The organism is Rhodococcus sp. 05-339-2, assembly GCF_002258965.1.
In the GTDB taxonomy this organism is placed as follows: Bacteria; Actinomycetota; Actinomycetes; order Mycobacteriales; family Mycobacteriaceae; genus Rhodococcoides.
The window spans coordinates 194,812-214,440 of sequence record NZ_NOYW01000008.1; the positions used below are offsets into that span (position 1 = coordinate 194,812).

Here is a 19,629-nt window from a genome sequence, read left to right on the forward strand (position 1 = left end):
CATGCACTCTCACTCGTCGGCACTGTGCGCGCCCAAAGTGTGCGGTGCATAGTGGAGGTCATGGCGTCCTCGCAACCCACTGTATTCGTCCTTTTCGGCGCAACCGGAGACCTCGCGAAGCGAATGGTCCTGCCGTCGTTCTACCAACTCCACCTCGAAGGCCTGCTCCCGGAGAAATGGGTCCTGATCGGCAACGGCCGCAAGGACACCTCCGACGACGAGTTCCGCGATCACGTACGCAGCGTCCTCGACGAGTTCGCCGAGAACGTGGCCGAGGACGATTGGACGACGTTCTCCGAGCGAATCCGCTTCGCGGGCAACGGCTTCACCGTCGACGATCCCGGTAAGTTGCCCGAGGTCGTCGCCGACGCGAAGAAGGTCGTCGGCGACGACGCCCAGCTGGTCCATTACATCGCTCTGCCGCCGAGCACCTTCGTCGACTACACGAAGGCCTTGGGAGCACACGATCTGGCCGACGGCTCCCGGGTGGTCTACGAAAAGCCCTTCGGTACCTCGCAGAGCAACTTCGAGGAACTCGACAAGGCCGTGCACGAGGTGGTCGAGGAAAACCAGGTCTATCGCATCGATCACTTCCTCGGCAAGGAGGCGACGCAGAACCTCCATGTGCTGCGGTTCGCGAACGGCATGATCAGCGGAATCTGGAACTCCGAACACGTCGCGCAGGTACAGATCGACGTCCCCGAGACGCTCGACATCGACGACCGCGCCGAGTTCTACGACGCCACCGGTGCCGTGTTGGACATGCTCGTCACCCACCTGTTCCAGGTCGCCGCGGAGGTCGCGATGGAGCCGCCCGCATCGCTGAAGGCCGAGGATCTGCAATCGGCGCGTGAGACCGTGATCGGGCAGTTCCGGCCGCTGGACACCGGCGAGGTGGTTCTCGGTCAGTACGACGGCTACCGCGATGTCGAGGGCGTCGCCGACGATTCGAGGGTCGACACGTTCGTCGCGGCGAAGTTGTGGGTCGACACCGACCGGTGGCGCGGAGTCCCGTTTCTGCTCCGCACCGGAAAGATGTTGGGCGTGAGCCAGCAGCGCGTGTCGTTGGTGTTCGGTAAACCGGCCGACAGTCCGCTCACCGAACTGCCCGAGGACGGCACTGTGCTCTCGTTCGACCTCTCGGGTGACGGCAGCATCGACATCGCCATGACGGTCAAGGAACCGGGCCCGGATTTCGATCTGTCGGTGGGGCATCTGGCGCTGCCGCTGAAGTCGGTGCCCGACGCCGAGCCGCTGAGCCCGTACGCGCGCTTGATCCTCGATGTGCTCAGTGGAGACCGGTCGTTGTTCACCAGGCCGGACGGTCTGGCGCACGTCTGGGACGTCGCCGCCCCGTTGCTGAGCAACCCGCCCGAGGTGAAGAGCTACGCGCCCGGTTCGATGGGACCCGCCGAGGCCGACGAGCTCGCCGGACCGTGCGGCTGGTTGATCACCGGACAGGAGTAGTTCGCGCGCAACCGCGCGGAAGTTTTTTCCGGCAACAAACGGGGAGCGGGACTTTTTCGGGCAAACGGCGGATCGGACAGAACGGGCGCGTTATATTTCTGCCGCCCGGTCCAATCTTCAACCAGGCCTCGTCGTTACTCCGAAAGGTGCTCACTCCATGCTTCTCGATCTCATCACCGGTCTGCTCGGCGGCGGCACCGAAGGCGGCGGCCTCGGCGGAATCATCACCGACGGCATCGCTGCAGGCATCTCCGACGCGATCACCGAGCTCTTCACCGGAAGCGCCGAAGGACTCTCCAGCGTCGCCGAGTAGTCGGTCGCGGGGCCCCGGACCTGTTGTCGAGGTCCGGGGCTTCGTCGCGTTCGGGCTTCATCGGAGCGGCATCAACATCAACGCCGCGAGGTAGATCAGCACGACGGTGCCGCCGGTCAGGACTGCGCCGGCAACGGTCGCGAGTCGGACGATGTTGACGTCCCAGCCGAAATATTCGGCAACTCCGCCGCATACACCTCCCATCATCTTCTGCGAACTCGACCTGGTGAACTCTCTGGGGGAACCGCTCTCGAATGTCATGCTGAAAAGTCTGCATCAGCAACACCTTTCGGCGCATCGGGGATTTCACCCATATCGACCCCGACAAACGAACGGTCCGAAATCGGCGCTCGAACAAGATCGTCGACTTTTCCGGGCAGACCCCTGGACCTACCGCTGTGACGGCCGATACGTTCGCATGAGATCGGCGAGTTCACGAGCAGGCGCTACCCGGTCCGTCCCCCTTGCGGACCGGGTAGCGCCTGCGGTGAAACCGGATGCATCGGGTGTTCACCGAACCGACATGGATCGGTCACCGATGAGCACTAACTTTCGGCCCATGACCGACAACGATCTCCGCAACGGCACGGCTGCGCGTACCAACCTGAGCGACCTGCTCGACATCACGACAGCCGTGGATCTTGCCGACACGTCGGGCTTCACCGTCGACGACTCCGATGACGACGATCCGGTACTGCTGACCGTCCCCGACGGCCACGTCGTCGACACCTGGCGCGAGAATTACCCGTACGACGAGCGTATGACGCGTGCCGAGTACGAACTGGAGAAGCGTCTTCTGCAGATCGAACTCCTCAAGTTGCAGATGTGGACCAAGGAGACCGGGCGACGGCACGTCATCATCTTCGAGGGCCGAGATGCCGCCGGTAAGGGCGGCACGATCAAGCGATTCATGGAACACCTCAACCCGCGCGGTGCCAGCGTGGTCGCGCTGGAGAAGCCGTCGGCTCGTGAGTCGACCGAGTGGTACTTTCAGCGCTACATCGCACATCTGCCCGCGGCCGGGGAGATCGTCATGTTCGACAGGTCCTGGTACAACCGGGCGGGCGTCGAGCGGGTCATGGGGTTCTGCACCGACGAGCAGCACGCTCAGTTCGTTCGGCAGGCACCGCTGTTCGAGCAGATGCTCGTCGACGAGGGCATCAGCTTGACCAAGTTCTGGTTCTCGGTGTCGCAGCACGAGCAGCGCACCCGCTTCGCCATCCGGCAGGTCGACCCGGTGCGGCAATGGAAGCTCTCGCCCATGGACCTTGCCTCGCTGGACAAGTGGGATGCCTACACCGCGGCGAAGGAGGAGAACTTCCGTGCCACCGACACCGATGTCGCGCCGTGGACGGTCGTCAAGAGCAACGACAAGAAGCGGGCTCGCATCAACGCCATGCGCTTCGTGCTCAACAAATTCGACTACGCGAACAAGGATTCCGAAATAGTCGGTGAAACAGACCCTCTGCTCGTGGGGCGCGCGAAAGACGTGATCGGCGAGTAGTTTTGCCGCGTAATATGGTGCAATATCCGGTAAGTCGTTGCGGTAGTGGATCTTCGATGTCTCGAGTTGGTACCGGGCTATGCACCGTCATCGTCGGTGCGGTAGGAACGAACGAGGTCGTATTGCCTACGGCTGTCCTTGCACACGAGTAACAGGAGTTCTCATGGGTTCAGCAGCGCAGTTCATCTCCGACATCGCCACCGGCGTCTACGACGGCATCGTCGACGCGATCGTCGATCAGATCGTCGGCGTGCTGACGTCGGGTAGCGCGGCGTAGTTCATCCGTGTCGACCGTGGCCGTGACCGTTCGTCGGGGGCGGCCACGGTCGGTACCGTCACCGTTTTGTGACACCGCACCAAGATTTTCGACTTTTACTGTTGTTTCCGTGTACAAACCGAGACCGACTGCGGTACAAATCTTCTTGCAGAGATCATCGCGTGACATCCGTCACAGGCGATCTGCACACCCCCCTCGAAGAAGGAGTATTTCGCATGTCCGCTGAACTCGGTGACCTCCTCGCAATTTTCCTCCAGCTCTTCTCGGGAATCAGCTCCTCCTCGGACTGACCGACCGCCGCGCCGTTGGGCCTGCGGCCCAACGGCTGCACGGATCTCTACATCCGATGAACTCGTGACGGTTCGCGATGCTGTCCAGGCATCGAATCCCCCTCTCTCGAAGGAGTTTTCATGGAGTTGCTCGCAATCCTGCTGCAGTTGCTCGCTCTCGGTAGCTCGGAAGGTAGCGGCTCGGCCGTCGAAATCCCCGGCCTGCCCTCCTGACTCATGACTTCCTGATTCACGGCTTCGAGCCGGGTCCGCATCGTCGGGCCCGGCTCTCGTCGTTCGACGTGCATTCGTTGGAGATGTCATTCGTTCGACCGAAAAGATCTGCACCACTCGATGATTGGCCGGCGATCCGGTGAACACGAGCCCTGGGGGGAGGCATGGTTGCACCCGTCATAGGGTGAGCCGATGCAGACGGTTCCGATTCAGATGCCCGACGGTTCGACCGTGCCGGTGTCACTGTTCCCCGGTGAGGGCCGTGACGATGCACCCGTGATCGTCGTTCTTCCCGGCCTCGGCATTCCCGGTGGCTACTACCGGCTGTTCGCCGAGGCTCTCGTCGCGCGCGGTTTCCATGCTGCGATCGGCGACCTCCGGGGTCAGGGGGACAGCGTGCCGAAGCCGAGTTCGGCGAGTCGCTACGGGTACCAGGAACTGGTTTCGGTCGACTTCCCGGCGATATTCGAGGTGGTTCGCGAGCAGTTCCCGGAAGCGACGCCGTTCCTGCTCGGCCACAGCATGGGCGGCCAGCTCGGTGCGATGTACGCCGCCCGCATCAGGGGCAGGCTCGGCGGACTGATCCTGGTGGCGTCGGGTTCGCCCTACCACCGCGGATTCGGCACCACCCGCGGCGTCCCGCTGTACGTGGGTGCCGCAGCGATGGCGATCACCAGCAGCATCGCCGGGTTCTGGCCGGGAGATCGGATCGGTATCGGCGGGTTCGGCCGTCAGTCGAGGGTTCTGATCGACGACTGGTCCCGGTTCGCGCGGACCGGGACGATCGAACCGGCGGGAGCGGACATGGACTACGAGGAGCGGATGGGCCGTCTGACGCTTCCCGTGCTCGCAGTCACCATCGAAGGCGACGACCTCGCACCCCGTGGCTCGATGGACAACCTCGTACGCAAGCTTGCCCGTGCCGAAGTCACCTCGGTGCACGTCGACGAGCCACTCGGACACAACGGGTGGATCCGTAGCCCCACGGCGGTCGCTGACCTCGTGGCGGAGTGGATGCATCGCTGACGGGTTCGGATCCGAACTGGGTAATCCACTGGTTTTCGTACGTTTGCACATGCTTCTGGTTCGTTTTGGTGTACAAAGTCTTTGAACCAACAATTGTGTGAACGACGATAGCGAGCACGACTATGAGCGGCCTGGGGGATTCTGTTCGTCGAATCGGTGGTGGGGAGCAGTTTCTCCGATCGAGGGCGCTACGCAGAGTGGTCGTCGTATGCGTGGTGGCCTGCGCCGCGGCGGGGGCGCACCCGCTCGCCTCCGCGACCCCGGCCGAGGAGACGTCCGGTCCGACGGAGTCGTACGTGGTGCGCACCGAGGTGACCGACGACGTCGCCATGACGGCATTCGTTCACTCGGCCGCGATGGACCGGACGATCCCACTGAAGATTCTGCGATCTCCCGATCGGACGGCTCCGAGCCCCACGCTGTATCTGCTCAACGGCGCGGGCGGCGGACTCGACGGAATGGACTGGTACACCCAGACCGATGTCGTGTCGTTCTTCGCCGACAAGAACGTCAATGTGGTGACCCCGGTCGGAGGGGCCTACTCCTACTACACCGACTGGCAGCAGGACGATCCGAGGCTCGGGCGCAACAAGTGGGAAACCTTCCTGACCGCCGAACTCCCACCGCTCGTGGACGATCTGCTCGATACCAACGGCCGCAACGCAATTGCAGGTATCTCGATGGCCGCGACCTCGGTCCTGAACCTGGCCGCTCACCACCAGGGGCTCTACCGTGCCGTCGGTTCCTACAGTGGATGCGCGTCGACCACCGACGCGTTGGGCCAGGCATACGTCAAGACGGTCGTGTCCATGGCGCTCGGCGCGAACGTCACGAACATGTGGGGGCCGGACGATCATCAGGACTGGGTACGCAACGATGCGGTGATCAATGCCGAAAAGTTGCGTGGCACAGCGCTGTACATCTCGAACGGCAGCGGGCTGGCGGGGGCATCGGACACCCTCGACGGTACGAACCCCAACGGAACCGGCTTCGTGTTGCTCAACCAGATGGTCGTGGGCGGTGCTATCGAGGTGGCGACCGGAGACTGCACTCGCAGGTTGAAGACGGCCCTCGAGCAGCTCGACATCCCGGCCCACTTCGAGTTGCGTGACCGCGGGACTCACTCGTGGGGTTACTGGCAGAACGACCTGCACGATTCCTGGCCGATGTTCGAGGACGCTCTCGCTGCCTGACCGTCAGCTACGAGCGAGGTGTCGCCACAGAAACTCGTAGGTCAACGCGGTCTTGAACGCCAACTGCGCGTTGTCCGACGCCCCACCGTGCCCACCTTCGATGTTCTCGTAGTAGCTGACGTCGTGGCCGAGTTCGGCCAATCGAGCCGCCATCTTGCGTGCATGTCCGGGATGGACGCGATCGTCGCGGGTCGACGTGGCGATCAGAATCGGCGGATACCGACGTTCGGATGCGGCGACGACGTTCTGGTAGGGGGAGTACTGCGAGATGAACTCCCACTCGTCCGCGTCGTCGGGGTTGCCGTACTCGGCCACCCAGGACGCCCCCGCGAGCAACAGGTGGTACCGCTTCATGTCCAGCAGCGGGACCTGACATACCAACGCGCCGAACAGTTCCGGGTACTTCGTCACCATGATGCCCATCAACAGACCGCCGTTGCTCCCGCCTTGCGCGGCCAACTGCTCGGTGGTGGTGATGCCGCGGGTGACGAGGTCGCGCGCGACGGCGGCGAAGTCCTCGTGCACCAGATGGCGTCCGGCGCGCAGGACCTGGGTGTGCCAGGACGGCCCGTACTCTCCGCCGCCGCGGATGTTCGCGACGACGTAGGTGCCGCCACGTTCGAGCCACGCCCGTCCGGTCGCACCGCTGTAGCCGGGCGTCATCGAGATCTCGAAGCCGCCGTAACCGTAGAGCAGTGTCGGTCCGGGACCGGAATCGGCGCGTCGGACGACGAAGTAGGGGATGTCGGTACCGTCGTCGGACCGTGCGAAGAACTGTTCCACCGTCAGGCCGTCGGCGTCGAAGAACGCCGGAGCCTGCTTGAGAACTTCGAGTTCACCGCCCACGGTGCCCACCAGCAATGTCGCCGGAGTGAGATAGCCGGACGAGGAGAGGAAGAACTCGTCACCGTTCTCCTCGGCGTCGGTTCCGATGATCTCGGTGGAGGTCAGATCCGACAACCCGTCGATCGTGCCGGTTGCCCACTCCTTCTCGCCGGGGGTGAGGACGTGCAACTGCGTCCGTACGTCCTGCAAGGTCACCAGCAGCAGGTGATTCTCGGTCCAGGCGTACTGGTGCAGGGAGGTGTGCGCATCGGGAGCGAAGAGAACGGTGAGAGCGATCGTGCCGGAGACGAACTCGTCGAAATCCGCAGCGAGCAGTGCGCCGGCCGGATAGGTTTCGTCGCCCACCGTCCACGGCGTCATCGTGCGAACCAGCAACCAGTTCTCGTGCACCGAGGTCGACGCGTCGGTGGGCGTCGGGATCCGGGTCAACGTGGACCCGTCGAGCACGTAGGTCTCGGAGTTGTAGAAGTCGGTGGCGCGCTGGACGAAGTCGCGTTCGAAGCCGGGGGTGCGATCGTGCCAGGCGGAGATCGAGATGTCCTGTGCCGCACCCTCGTACACGGTCTCGGCCTCGTCGACCGAGGTACCGCGATGCCACCGCTTCGTGATGCGCGGATAGCCCGACTCGGTCAGCGAGCCCGGTCCGAAATCCGTTCCGACGAAGACGGTGTCAGCGTCGATCCACCCGATGTCCGTCTTTGCCTCGGGCAGGGCGAATCCGCCGTTCTCCGGGGCGCGGAAGGTGCGGGAGTCCAGATCGAACTCGCGGACCACCGTTGCATCGGCGCCGCCGCGAGAGAGCGTCACCAGAGCCAGCCGTTGATCGGGGCGCAGCACCTGAGCGCCACCCCACACCCAGTTCTCGTCCTCGCTCGCGGCCAGCGCATCGAGATCGAGCAGCACGTCCCACGCCGGATTCTCGGTTCGGTACTCGTCCATCGTGGTTCGACGCCACAGGCCGCGGACGTGCTCGGCGTCGCGCCAGAAGTTGTACAGAAATCGCCCGCGCCGACGGGCGTACGGAATGCGCGCGTCGGTGTCGAGAATTTCTCGGATGCTCGCCTCGGTGGCCTCGAACGCCGTCCCGCTCAGCGCCTCGACCGTCACCTCGTTCTTCTCGCGCACCCACGCGAGCGCAGCGTCGCCGGTGACGTCTTCGAGCCAGAGGTACGGGTCGTCCGAGATTGCCATTCCACAGTTCTAGCAGCACTCGGGCCGTCGGGGTGGTCGGCGCTCGCGTGGCTACCGGCTGGTAACGAAGACCAGGTCGAGACAGCGTCGGACCGCACGACTACGCTGGGGACTCGTGACCTCACACTATGACGTCGTTGTCCTCGGAGCCGGTCCCGGTGGGTACGTCGCTGCTATCCGCGCGGCACAACTCGGACTCAGCACTGCCATCATCGAGAAGAAGTACTGGGGCGGTGTGTGCCTGAACGTCGGCTGCATCCCCTCGAAGGCCCTTCTCCGTAACGCCGAGCTGGCGCACCTCTTCACCAAAGAGGCCAAGCTGTTCGGCATCTCGGGTGAAGCCTCCTTCGACTTCGGCGCAGCCTTCGATCGGAGCCGCAAGGTCGCCGACGGCCGCGTCAAGGGCATCCACTTCCTGATGAAGAAGAACAAGATCCCCGAGTACGACGGCAAGGGTACGTTCACCGATGCCAACACCATCGAGGTCGAGCTGACCAAGGGTGGTACCGAGACGATCACGTTCGACAACGCGATCATCGCGACGGGCAGCACCACCAAGCTGCTTCCCGGGACGGAACTGAGCGAGAACGTCGTCACGTACGAAGAGCAGATCATGACGAAGGATCTGCCGGGTTCGATCCTCATCGTCGGTGCCGGCGCGATCGGCATGGAGTTCGGCTACGTCCTCAAGAACTACGGAGTCGACGTCACCATCGTCGAGTTCCTCGATCGCGCGCTCCCCAACGAGGACAAGGACGTCTCGAAGGAAATCGAGAAGCAGTACAAGAAGCTCGGCGTCAAGGTCATCACCGGCGCAGGCGTGCAGAGCATCGACGACGACGGCTCCAAGGTCACCGTCGCGATCAAGCACAACAAGTCCGGTGAGAGCGAGACCTTCACCGTCGACAAGGTGATGCAGTCCGTCGGCTTCGCGCCTCGCGTCGAAGGATTCGGCCTGGAGAAGACCGGCGTCGAGCTCACCGATCGCGGTGCCATCGGCATCACGAACACGATGCAGACCAACGTGCCGCACATCTACGCCATCGGCGACGTCACCGCCAAGCTGCAGCTCGCTCACGTGGCCGAGGCCCAGGCCGTCGTGGCTGCCGAAACCATCGGCGGCGCAGAGACATTGCCGATCGACGACTACCGCATGATGCCGCGTGCGACGTTCTGCCAGCCGCAGGTCGCCAGCTTCGGTCTCACCGAGGATCAGGCCCGCGAGGAGGCTCAGGCCCGCGGGTCCGACATCAAGGTTGCGAACTTCCCGTTCGCCGCCAACGGCAAGGCACACGGACTGGGCGACGCCACCGGCTTCGTCAAGCTCATCGCCGACACCGAGCACGGTGAACTGCTCGGCGGACACCTCATCGGACCGGACGTTTCCGAGCTGCTGCCCGAGCTGACCCTCGCCCAGAAATGGGACCTCACGGTCAACGAACTGGCACGCAACGTGCACACGCACCCGACGCTGTCGGAGGCACTGCAGGAGGCCATCCACGGCCTCGCGGGGCACATGATCAACTTCTGATCCCAGCCGAACGACGACGAGGGCGGCGACCACTTCGGTGGTCGCCGCCCTCGTCGTTCTCGGGTCCTGCTCCGGCGCTACGACTTTCGCCAGTGATCGAAGCGTCCCTTGATGTCCGACGCCACGTCGCCGATTCCGTTGCCGACGGCGTCGACGGCTCCGGTGAAGCCACTTCCGATGTCTCGCACCGTCTTGATCAGCGGGTCCTCGGAGGTGTCGAAGTTGTTCTTGTACGTGCGCGCTGCGTTACGGAACTCCTCCGAGACCTTGGCCTCGTGGTCGGTGGACCTGCGTGGGTAGTCGCCGCGAAGTACGGCCGCGTACTCGCCGTCGTCGACCCACTTCTTCAACTCCGCGGCGCGGAGCACCGAGAACGGGTGCGAGAGGAGTTCGAGATTGAGCAGCTTGAGTACGCCGTCGCGCAGATCTCCGCTGGCCTCGTACTCGGCGGCCTGAGCCAGGAAGGCATCGACGTCGATTTCGCTGATGCGTGCGCCGCCGGCCAGCTTCAATTGCACGCGGATCGCGGTGTGCACGTCCTGTCCGCACAGCAAACCTGCTCTGTCACCGGATAGTTCGGACTTTCGCTGCCATTCCATCAATCCTGCGATGACCGCGCGTAGGGCCCAGCCGCCCACCGGAACCCAGCCGACCGTGCCGGCGAGCCGCATCAGATGCATGAGCACGGTGCGATACACCGCGTGCCCGGACAGCGCGTGGCCCAGCTCGTGACCGACGACGAAACGCTGCTCCTCGTAGGTCATGATGTCGAGCATGCCCGTGGTCAGCACGATGAACGGGCGGTCCATTCCGATGGTGAACGCATTGACCATCGGTGACTGCACGACGAACAACTCGGGTGTCTCCTCGGCACCGAGAATGTTCACGCAGTCGGTGCGCAGGTCGTTCAGGTCCTTGAACTGGCGCTCGTCGACGCGTACCGCTGTGGCGAGGTACATCAGGCGATGCTGCCGTTCGCGTAGCAGCCCGGACAGCGTGCGCAGAACGGTGTCGAAACCTTTGAGGGTGCGCAGGGTGACCAGCGCAGCTCGATCCGACGGGTGTTCCCACGCGCGAGAGGAGATGTCGGGGAATTCGATGCGGGTGCGATCCGGAGCGCTTGTCAATCTTTTCTCCCAGCGTCGATGAGAATTCAAAGTATCAGTAAAGCGGGGCGAACGGTCCGTACTGGAGGCGAGCGACGCCCGTACGACGCTGCGCGCACCCGAGCGCTCGGTCGCAACGGAACCTCAGGCAGCCCGGCCGAAGTCTGTGATTTCTCATAGGTCGGTAAGTGAGGAAAACGTCACTTGGTCGACTGCCGGCTGGTACTTTTCGTTTTCGGCGCGGGGGAGTCGCCATGAACACGAGTTTGGGGGGTGGGGAATTGTCGTCGCCGGTATCGACGCTCGCACGCGTCAGCGACGGGGTTTCCGGTGGATTCAGGACGTTCGGCCAGACGCTGGAGCTGGGCGTACTGGCCTTCGTTCACCTCGTACGTGACATCGCCACGTTGCGGCATCCGTGGCGTGACACCGTCGACCAGGCCTGGTTCGTCGTCACCGTCACGGTCGTCCCAGCGGTACTGGTGTCCATTCCGTTCGGCGTCATCGTCTCCGTGCAGGTCGGCAGTCTCACCGATCAGATCGGCGCGACGTCCATCGCAGGTGCTGCAGGTGGTCTCGGGGTGATCCGCCAAGGGGCACCGATCGTCGCGGCTCTGTTGTTGGGCGGTGCCGCAGGGTCGGCGGTCGCAGCCGATCTGGGGGCGCGCACCATTCGCGACGAGATCGATGCTTTGTCGACGATGGGAATCGACCCGGTGCGCAGGCTCGTCGCGCCACGGCTGGCAGCCATCCTCCTGGTGGCACCGTTTCTGTGCATTCTGATCATCTTCATGGGTCTGGCCGCCGGCTACGCGATCAACGTCGGTTTCCAGAGTGGCACGCCCGGCAGTTACATCAGCTCGTTCGCGAGCTTCGCCTCGGTGGCAGACCTCGTCGTCGCCCTGGTGAAGACCGAGATATTCGGGGTCATCGTCATCGTTGTTGCGTGCCACCGCGGTTTGTCCGCCTCGCACGGTCCTCGCGGGGTGGCCAACGCGGTCAATGCGTCCGTGGTGCTCGGTGTGGTGTCGGCGTTCGCGGTCAACGTGGTGATCACCCAGCTGGTCGCCATGTTCATGCCGCAGAGATTGGGCTGACGTGGCCACTCCTTCTCGATACACAGTGCACGGCACCGCTCATCTGACCCGCGGTGCCAGATACCTCGGACGTAAGCCGTTCGAGGTACTCGAGATGCTGGGCCATCAGCTGACGTTCTGCGTCAAGGTGCTCGTGGCGATACCTCACACGGTTCGTGCCTACCGACGTCAGATGCTGCTGATCCTCAGTGACATCACCTGGGGCAGTGGACGACTGATCGTCGGTGGCGGAACGGTGTCGGTTCTCGTCGTCCTGGGTGTCGCGGTGGGTGCATCCGTGGGAATCGAAGGGTTCAATTCACTGGGCATGGTGGGGATGGAGCCGCTGACGGGCTTCATCTCCGCGTACGCCAGCACTCGTGAGCTCGCCCCGATGATCGCGGCCATCGGGTTCGCGACGCAAGCAGGATGTCGGATGACGGCCGAGATCGGCGCAATGCGGATCTCCGAGGAGATCGACGCCCTCGAAGCTCAGGGAATCCAGTCGATGCCGTTCGTGGTGACCACCCGGGTGATCGCGGGAATCGTCACGATCGTGCCGCTGTATCTGCTGACGCTGATCCTGAGCTACCTGTCGTGCGCGTTCGTGGTCCGGGTCGTCGGTGGACAGTCCTCCGGCACCTACGACCACTACTTCAGTGCCTTTCTGCAACCGATCGACGTGCTGTTCTCCCTGCTCAAGGCTGCTGTGTTCGTCGTGACGATCATTCTGATCCACGGCTACCAGGGGTACTACGCCTCGGGCGGTCCGGAAGGTGTGGGGCGAGCGTCGGGCCGCGCCATCAGAGCCAGCCTCGTCGCGGTGGTGGTGCTGGACATGATCATGACCTTGGTTCTGTGGGGATTCGACTCGGGGATAAGGATTTCGGGGTAGAGATGGCAGTGTTCGATGATCTGACCGGTCGATCGGCCGGTCCTGCAACCCTTCGCATGCGCGGACTGGCGGTTGCTGTCGCCGCTGCCGTTCTCGCCTGCGGCCTCACCGCGTACGCGCGGGGTACCTTCGAGTCGCCCTTCGAACTCACGCTGGACGCGGCGTCGGTCGGCGACGGTCTCACCCCCGGCTCGGAGGTGAAGTTCCGGGGCCTGTCGATCGGCACGGTGGACCACATCGAGACCGTCGGCTTCGGCCATCAGAGGCTGGAACTGGAGATCGACCCGAGCCAGGCGGGCGAGCTGACCGACACCATGCAGGCCCAGTTCTCCTCGTCCAACGTATTCGGTTCCACTGCAATCGAATTGGTCTCCGACGGTACCGGCAATCCACTCGCCTCGAATTCGACCCTGGCAGTGTCGAGCGAACTGCGCGGTGCAACGGTGACCGGAGTGTTCCGGCGAGTCGCCGAACTGACCGAGGTACTCGACTCCGAACAAGTGCAGAACCTTCTCGATCTCATCGCGAACACGTCCGTCGAGGTGAGTCGAAACCTGAAGCCGTACTTCGATACTGCGCAAATGATGGCGAACAATCAGATCGATCCGCTCGCCTGGAAGCTGCACCGAGGGGCGGAACTCGGTGACGGTATCGCCAACTTGATTCCACCTCTTCTCGATCTGGTGGTGGGAGTGGTGGACAAGAGTGCGTACGTCGAAGCGCCCGCCGACAGGGCCAGGACCATCGCGGCCAACGACGGTCTGAGCGATCAGCTGATGGTTCCGGTGGGCGACCTGCTGAAGAAGAACAATCCGAACCTGACTCCGCTTCTGTCGACCGTGCTCGATCTGCTGGTGCCGATCACGGCATCGATCGGCACGTTCGCGCCCAGCTACAACAGGGTCCCGCAGGTGATCGACGGCATTTCCGACGCATTCCCCATCGTCGACGGCAAGCCGCAACTCCAGCTCGACCTGATAGTTCGGACCATGCCCAATCTGGCCGGAGCCGTTGCCGCGCACGAGGAGGCGAACGGGTGAAGAAGGTAACCGGACCTGTGCTCAAATTGCTCGTCTTCTTCACGGTGACCGCGGTGTGCGCCGTGATCATCGTGGCTGCACTCCGTACCCCGGTCGGTGGTCCGCTGTCGTCCTACGGCGCGGAGTTCGACGACGTGTCGGGTCTGTACGTGGGCGACGATGTGCGCATGTCCGGGGTGCAGATCGGCAAGGTCTCCTCGGTCGACCTCGACGGAGGCATTGCGCGCGTCGGATTCGAAATCGAGGACAGGCGACCGATTTTCGCGAACACTCAGGCAGCTGTCCGCTACCAGAACCTCCTCGGCCAGCGTTACGTCGAGTTGATCCAGAAGGATGCGGCTACCGGTGCTCCCCTGGCGTCGGGTGAGACGATCCCGGTGGATCGCACGATCCCGTCGTTCGATATTTCCACGCTGTTCAACGGATTCAAACCGATCTTCGACACGCTCGACACCGCACAGCTCAATCAGTTCACCGAGAACATTCTGCGCATGGTGCAGGGCGACGGGTCCGGCCTGGGTCCGGTGCTCCGCGACGTGGACCGCATCACCCAGTTCGCGGTTCAACGGGAGTCGATCATCGGCCTGCTCATCGACAATCTCGGCCAGATCTCGGATTCGATCGGCGGCCAGTCCTCCTCCGTGGCCGACCTGCTCGAACAACTACACGGTCTGGTGTCCAAGCTCAGTACACAGATGGACGGGGTCTTGGCCTCGTTGGATCAGGCGAACTACGGGCTCACTCCGTTGGTCGGTTTGATGGAGGGACTGGAAAGCGCGTACGACAACAGTTATGCGCCGGTCGACGGAGCGCTGCGGCGAATGCTTCCGCAGACGGAACAGGTGACCGAGATGCTCGCCCTTGCCCCCGCATTGTTGACCGGCCTCAACGCGAGTATTCCCGCGCCGGGTGCCAAGACCTACACGTGTAGTCAGGGCCAACAAGATATCCCGGGGATCGGGCAGATCGTGCTCGGCGGACAGAATTTGGTGGTGTGTCGATGAAACGCGTGCTGCGCAGGGGCGTTCGTGACGAGCAGTCGGAGAACAAGACACATTTCTTCTGGGGTGCAGTCGGTGTTGCCTTCTCCTTGGTACTCCTCCTCGTCGCGGCCGTTCTGTACACGGTTCCGTTCGGCGATCGCACCTATACCGCGGAGTTCGGCTCGGCCGCAGGGGTGAAGCCGGGTGACGAAATCAGGATCGCCGGAATTCCCGTCGGCTCCGTGCGCTCGGTCGAGCTCGCGGGCGATCACGTCGATGTCGAATTCAGTGTTCGATCGGACGTTTTCGTGGGGGACGCATCGACGCTGACGGTCAAGTTGCTCACGCCGATCGGTGGTCATTACGTGATGCTCACCTCTCATGGCGACGGCGCGCTCGACTCGGCACCGATTCCGTCGGAGCGGGTCGCGCTTCCGTACGAGCTGTCCGACGCGATCCAGCAGGCAACTCCGTTGGTCCGCGATATCGACGGACCGACGCTGCGACAGACCGTGGCCGAACTGGACCGGGCAGTGAGCACGCAGCCGCAGTCGACCCGTGCCATCGTGGACAATCTGTCCTCGCTCACCGACGTCATCGCGACCCGCTCCGAACAGCTCGAACGTGGGCTCGTGGTGTCGGACGAGTACGTCGGCGCATTGGCAGCCGATCGAGTGATGCTCGTAGAGCTGGTTCACGAACTCGGCACTTTGACAAAGGGATTCGGAGACAAGCGCGCAGAAGTGGTCAATGCCTTCGACCTGCTCGGACGGATGTTCAAGCTCTTCCATCGGCCTGTGGTCGCATTCGAGAAGGGGCTCGAGCCGTCGATCGTCCAGCTCGAGGAGATCACACAGAAGCTCTTCGCGCAGCTCGGTGATTTCGACGGGGCGATCACGACCATGAAGCAGAGTACGGACGGTCTCGCCGCACTGATCGGGGGCGGTCAAGGTCCGGTGATCGATCAGTCGCAGGACACGGTCGTCGGTGTCGGTGTCTGCATTCCGCTGCCGGGGAAGGCGTGCTGATGAGGCGCAGAATCGTGAAGGTCGCTGTGGCAGCGGCTGTGGTGATCACTCTCGTCGGTTCCGTCGCGTCGGCGACCGCCGTCATCGATTCCGGGGCGGGCAGCTCGTCGGTGTGCGCCGAGTTCACCGATACGGTCGGGTTGTACGAGGGCAATTCGGTCATGATGTTGGGTGTGGTCGTCGGGACGGTGACGCACATCGAGAACACCGACGCCTCCGTGATGGTCACGATGGATGTCGACGACAGCCTCGTGTTGCCTGCGGAAGTCGGTGCCGTGACACTGTCCAGTTCGATCGTCACCGACCGGCACGTGGAATTCACCGAGCCGTACACCGGCGGCGCCGAATTCGATCGCGCGCAGTGCATTCCGTTGGAGCGCACCAGAACCCCGTTGGGAATCAGCGATACTCTCGATGCCGTATCGGGCCTCACTGCTGATCTGCTGGGCCCGGCCGACGCCGACGGCAAGCACGACGAAGTCCTGGGCGACACACTTCGTTCGGTCGACGGTTCGCTCCGTGGGTCCGGTGCCCAGCTGAACGAGAGCCTCCAGCAGTTGGCCCAGCTGGTCGGCGATCCGGCCGACCGAGACACCACCGTGCGACGCCTGATCGACAATCTCGACGGCCTCATCGACACGTTCGTGGTGAGCTGGCCCGAGGTGGCGAAGCTACTCGACAACCTGAAGCGGGGAATGATCACGCTGTCGGAGTTCACCCAGTCGTTCGGGACCACGGTCGCTTTGACCACCGAATTCATGCCGCCACTCGCGCGCAACGTCGCGAAGTACGACGACAAGGTCTACGCATTTCTCGACCAGGCGGCCCCTGTGGTCGACGTCCTGCTCGGGCGAGTGGGCGATATCAAGGACATTCTCGAGCAGGTGCCGACCGTAGGGCAGAACCTGATGACGATGTACGACAACGATTCCAAGAGCGGGCGCCTGATCTATCACCCGCCACAGTTCGAGATCGACACCAACTCGCCGAACGAGGTCTGCGCTCTGCTCAACAAGTACCGCCCGACGTGTTCGGCCGATCAGCAACGAGGCGATGTCATCGACGTGGGATTGGTGCAGCTGGTACTCGGTTCGGCGGGATGGCGATGAGGCGGGCGGTGATCGGCTTGTGCTGCGTCGCTCTGCTGTCGGCGTGCAGCGTCGACCCGGCGGAGCTGCCGATTCCGGGAAGTTATGTGTCGGGTGACAAATACACTCTGCGAATCGAGTTCGCGAGTGTCCTGAATCTGCCGGAGAAGGCCAAGGTCATCGTCGAGGGTGTCGATGCGGGCGTTCTCGACCGAGTAGACCTCGTCGGTTCGACCGCTGTCGCGACCGTCGATCTGTCGGCCGATGTTCAGCTGCCGACCGATACCGTCGCCGAGCTTCGACAGTCGTCGATCCTGGGCGAGATCTACATCTCGCTGCAACCGCCGTCCGACGCGAACGCGAGTGCGGGTTCGAGCGGGCCCTATCTTCGCGACGGTGACGTCATTCCCGTGGAGCGGACGGTACCGGCAGACAACGTCGAGGACGTGCTGCGAGGATTGTCGAACATCGTGACCGGCGGTCACTATGTGGAACTGCAGGAGGCGGTGAACAACGTCAATGCGGCCATTCCTCCGGACCCGGCCCAGGTCGACAAGATCAATTCCGCCGCTCGGGCTGCGCTGACCGACATCGGCGACAACACCGGCGAGATCGATCGGATACTCGCGGCGGCGGAGAGTGTGTCGAATACCGTTGTGACGCAACGTGACGGCGTCGAGCGTGTTCTCGAGCTGGGCCCGAGACGATCGGACGGGTTGTCCGAGGTCCTGTTCAGCGTCGTACACATGATCTTCATGCTGGGATACATGTCGCAGAACGTCGGTGACGTTCTCGCCGGCCCGTATCCGGAACTCAGAGGTGCCATCGACATCATCGCGCCTGCATTGATCACGATCTCGAACGCAGACACCACGGTGCCCATGAACATGGAGAAAGCGAACACCCTCTTGCGCGAGCGCCTCATCCCGTACTTCGAGTCCACTCCGAACATTGCGGTGCGGTCGGTGTCGACCGATCAGGGGGCCGGCGCATTGGCCGACGACATGATCGGGATCCTGCGCGGCATCGGTATCGTCCGATGAAGCGGGGAACACTCGTCTCCCTCGTGGCACTGACGGCCATGACCGTTGCGAGCATCGGGTACCTGGTCGTTGGCGTGCTCGACGTGAACCCGACCAGAACGATCGATCGTGTCGTGGTGCACATGGAATCCTCCGGCGGGCTGATGGATACCTCGCAGGTCACCTCGCGAGGCATCAAGGTGGGCCGGGTCGAGTCCATCGCGGTGGTGCCGGGCGGCCTCGACGTCACACTCGCGCTCGACGCCGCGAACCGTATACCGGCCGACTCCGAGGTCGTGGTGGCGAACCTGTCCGCAGCAGGCGAGCAGTTCCTCGACCTTCGGCCTCGAAGCGTCGGAGGGCCGTATCTCACGGACGGAGATGTCCTCGGCAGCGATCACGTACGCCCGTCGGTCACCGTCAGCGAGGCCCTCAGCCTGGGTGATTCGCTCGCCTCGCAACTCGATACGAATGCCTTGAGGGGTTTGACCGATACCGCGTCGGCAGCCGTCGAAGGCCGTGGTTCGGATATCGATCGTCTCGTGGAGGCATTCCGATTCCTCGCAGCGACGTTGCGGGACAAGAGCGGAGAGATTCGTCGCCTGTACGACAATGCGCAACAAGGTGGGCGCCTCGCCTACGGATACGGTCCGGTGATGACCGACGCGGCACCGTGGGTCGGCGCGACGGGTTCGGGTGTGGCAAACCTGCTCGAGGGCTTCAACGACTACTCGTACGTCGGCGCGGACGTCTGGGACGATCCGCTGGGCAAGATCGGGCCGAAGATCGATCAGTACCTCACACCGCTGTCGCCCGACCTCGCACTGATAGCGACACTGCTCAAGCCGTACACCGCACCCATCAAGCCGATGCGGATCGACGCAGGCTCGATCGTCGACGTGATGCAGACCGTCTTCCCTCTCGGCGGGCCGGCGAGGCTTTCCGTAGAAATTCCGAATTGATTGGAGTGACCCCCTCATGGTCGAAGTAGAAGAATCCCGGACCGAGGAGACACCGGTGTCCGCCGAGACCCCCCGACGTCGCCGCATTCGGTGGTCCGTGGTCGCTGCCGCGGTACCGGGCATCGCGCTCGCGGCGGTGTTCGGAGTGCTGTGGCATTCCGCAGCAGGCGATCTGGCCGACGAGCGTGCGCACGATCAGGATCGACAGATGGCGTTGAACACCGCCACCGACTACACGGCGCGGTCGCTGACCTACGACTACCGCAACCTCGACGCGTTCTTCGACGGCGTCGACCAGGGCGCATCGCAGTCCCTGCAGGATCGCTACAGCGGAGTTCGTGATGCCCTCACTGCCATCATGAACGAGTCCCAGGTGGTCGCCAACGGCGAGGTACTCTCTGCCGCAATCGATTCCGAGTCCGGAGGCGAGTACAAGGTGGCGGTGTTCGCGCAGCAGACCACACAGAACGTGCAGCAACCGGACCCCGGCAAGGTGCCCAACCTCCTGCTCGTGACGGTCACCGAGCAGGACGGTCAGTGGATCGTCAGCGACTACGGCCCCAAGACCTGACCCGGGG

18 protein-coding genes are annotated in these 19,629 nt (G+C 63.4%); 15 read left to right on the plus strand and 3 right to left on the minus strand.

The features are described 5' to 3' along the window. Nucleotides 1-60: 60 nt before the first annotated feature. The gene (locus CH273_RS07190; RefSeq protein ID WP_032394140.1) at nucleotides 61-1,467 is read left to right on the plus strand and encodes a glucose-6-phosphate dehydrogenase; all 1,407 of its coding nucleotides are present in this window, start codon (nucleotides 61-63) and stop codon (nucleotides 1,465-1,467) included. 157 nt (nucleotides 1,468-1,624) lie between these two features. After that, on the plus strand, nucleotides 1,625-1,780 hold the full coding sequence (locus tag CH273_RS27605) for a hypothetical protein (RefSeq protein WP_155290781.1): 156 nt from the start codon (nucleotides 1,625-1,627) through the stop codon (nucleotides 1,778-1,780). Between the two features lie 57 nt (nucleotides 1,781-1,837). On the opposite strand, the gene CH273_RS07195 is transcribed toward CH273_RS27605, so the two are convergent. After that, nucleotides 1,838-2,041, minus strand: coding sequence for a PspC domain-containing protein (locus CH273_RS07195; RefSeq protein ID WP_032393804.1), 204 nt, complete (start codon nucleotides 2,039-2,041; stop codon nucleotides 1,838-1,840). Between the two features lie 298 nt (nucleotides 2,042-2,339). Between CH273_RS07195 and ppk2 the strand changes: the two genes are divergently transcribed. The 3 genes from ppk2 (at nucleotide 2,340) to CH273_RS07210 (ending at nucleotide 6,283) form a co-directional block, all read left to right on the plus strand. Next, a complete protein-coding gene (ppk2, locus tag CH273_RS07200; protein WP_032393805.1) occupies nucleotides 2,340-3,284 on the plus strand; it encodes a polyphosphate kinase 2 in 945 nt (314 codons plus the stop codon). A gap of 972 nt (nucleotides 3,285-4,256) precedes the next feature. Beyond that, complete coding sequence (locus tag CH273_RS07205) at nucleotides 4,257-5,090, plus strand: alpha/beta hydrolase family protein (RefSeq protein WP_032393806.1); 834 nt, start codon at nucleotides 4,257-4,259, stop codon at nucleotides 5,088-5,090. Nucleotides 5,091-5,212: 122 nt separating this feature from the next. Then, nucleotides 5,213-6,283 (plus strand): alpha/beta hydrolase, encoded by a 1,071-nt coding sequence (locus CH273_RS07210; RefSeq protein WP_052049235.1) that lies wholly within the window; start codon nucleotides 5,213-5,215, stop codon nucleotides 6,281-6,283. A 3-nt stretch (nucleotides 6,284-6,286) separates the two neighbouring features. Here CH273_RS07210 and CH273_RS07215 read toward each other — a convergent pair whose 3' ends face one another. Next, a complete protein-coding gene (locus CH273_RS07215; protein WP_032393808.1) occupies nucleotides 6,287-8,320 on the minus strand; it encodes a prolyl oligopeptidase family serine peptidase in 2,034 nt (677 codons plus the stop codon). A 115-nt stretch (nucleotides 8,321-8,435) separates the two neighbouring features. On the opposite strand from CH273_RS07215, the gene lpdA reads away from it, so the two are divergent. Next, complete coding sequence (gene lpdA, locus CH273_RS07220) at nucleotides 8,436-9,851, plus strand: dihydrolipoyl dehydrogenase (protein ID WP_032393809.1); 1,416 nt, start codon at nucleotides 8,436-8,438, stop codon at nucleotides 9,849-9,851. Between the two features lie 77 nt (nucleotides 9,852-9,928). Here lpdA and CH273_RS07225 read toward each other — a convergent pair whose 3' ends face one another. Further along, nucleotides 9,929-10,978 carry a M48 family metallopeptidase gene (locus CH273_RS07225; RefSeq protein WP_032393810.1) on the minus strand — a complete coding sequence of 350 codons (1,050 nt, stop codon included), beginning with the start codon at nucleotides 10,976-10,978 and terminating at the stop codon, nucleotides 9,929-9,931. 233 nt (nucleotides 10,979-11,211) lie between these two features. Between CH273_RS07225 and CH273_RS07230 the strand changes: the two genes are divergently transcribed. The 9 genes from CH273_RS07230 to CH273_RS07270 all read left to right on the plus strand — a co-directional run bounded on the left by CH273_RS07230 (nucleotide 11,212) and on the right by CH273_RS07270 (nucleotide 19,622). Continuing rightward, a complete protein-coding gene (locus CH273_RS07230; RefSeq protein ID WP_082322355.1) occupies nucleotides 11,212-12,054 on the plus strand; it encodes an MlaE family ABC transporter permease in 843 nt (280 codons plus the stop codon). A gap of 94 nt (nucleotides 12,055-12,148) precedes the next feature. Then, the gene (locus CH273_RS07235) at nucleotides 12,149-12,928 is read left to right on the plus strand and encodes an ABC transporter permease (RefSeq protein ID WP_094629802.1); all 780 of its coding nucleotides are present in this window, start codon (nucleotides 12,149-12,151) and stop codon (nucleotides 12,926-12,928) included. A 2-nt stretch (nucleotides 12,929-12,930) separates the two neighbouring features. After that, nucleotides 12,931-13,968 (plus strand): MlaD family protein, encoded by a 1,038-nt coding sequence (locus tag CH273_RS07240; protein ID WP_032393812.1) that lies wholly within the window; start codon nucleotides 12,931-12,933, stop codon nucleotides 13,966-13,968. Continuing rightward, nucleotides 13,965-14,972 (plus strand): MlaD family protein, encoded by a 1,008-nt coding sequence (locus CH273_RS07245; protein ID WP_032393813.1) that lies wholly within the window; start codon nucleotides 13,965-13,967, stop codon nucleotides 14,970-14,972. Before CH273_RS07240 ends, CH273_RS07245 begins: the two co-directional genes overlap by 4 nt. Then, complete coding sequence (locus CH273_RS07250) at nucleotides 14,969-15,979, plus strand: MlaD family protein (protein ID WP_032394142.1); 1,011 nt, start codon at nucleotides 14,969-14,971, stop codon at nucleotides 15,977-15,979. The genes CH273_RS07245 and CH273_RS07250 overlap by 4 nt, the downstream gene beginning before the upstream one ends. Beyond that, complete coding sequence (locus CH273_RS07255; RefSeq protein WP_143546185.1) at nucleotides 15,979-17,088, plus strand: MCE family protein; 1,110 nt, start codon at nucleotides 15,979-15,981, stop codon at nucleotides 17,086-17,088. Before CH273_RS07250 ends, CH273_RS07255 begins: the two co-directional genes overlap by 1 nt. Continuing rightward, a complete protein-coding gene (locus CH273_RS07260) occupies nucleotides 17,079-18,110 on the plus strand; it encodes an MlaD family protein (protein ID WP_052049237.1) in 1,032 nt (343 codons plus the stop codon). The genes CH273_RS07255 and CH273_RS07260 overlap by 10 nt, the downstream gene beginning before the upstream one ends. Next, entirely contained in the window at nucleotides 18,107-19,051 is a 945-nt protein-coding gene (locus CH273_RS07265) for an MlaD family protein (protein WP_032393814.1), read from the plus strand. Before CH273_RS07260 ends, CH273_RS07265 begins: the two co-directional genes overlap by 4 nt. A 55-nt stretch (nucleotides 19,052-19,106) precedes the next feature. Further along, nucleotides 19,107-19,622, plus strand: a complete 516-nt coding sequence (locus CH273_RS07270; RefSeq protein WP_143546186.1) for a hypothetical protein — start codon at nucleotides 19,107-19,109, stop codon at nucleotides 19,620-19,622. Nucleotides 19,623-19,629: the final 7 nt, after the last annotated feature.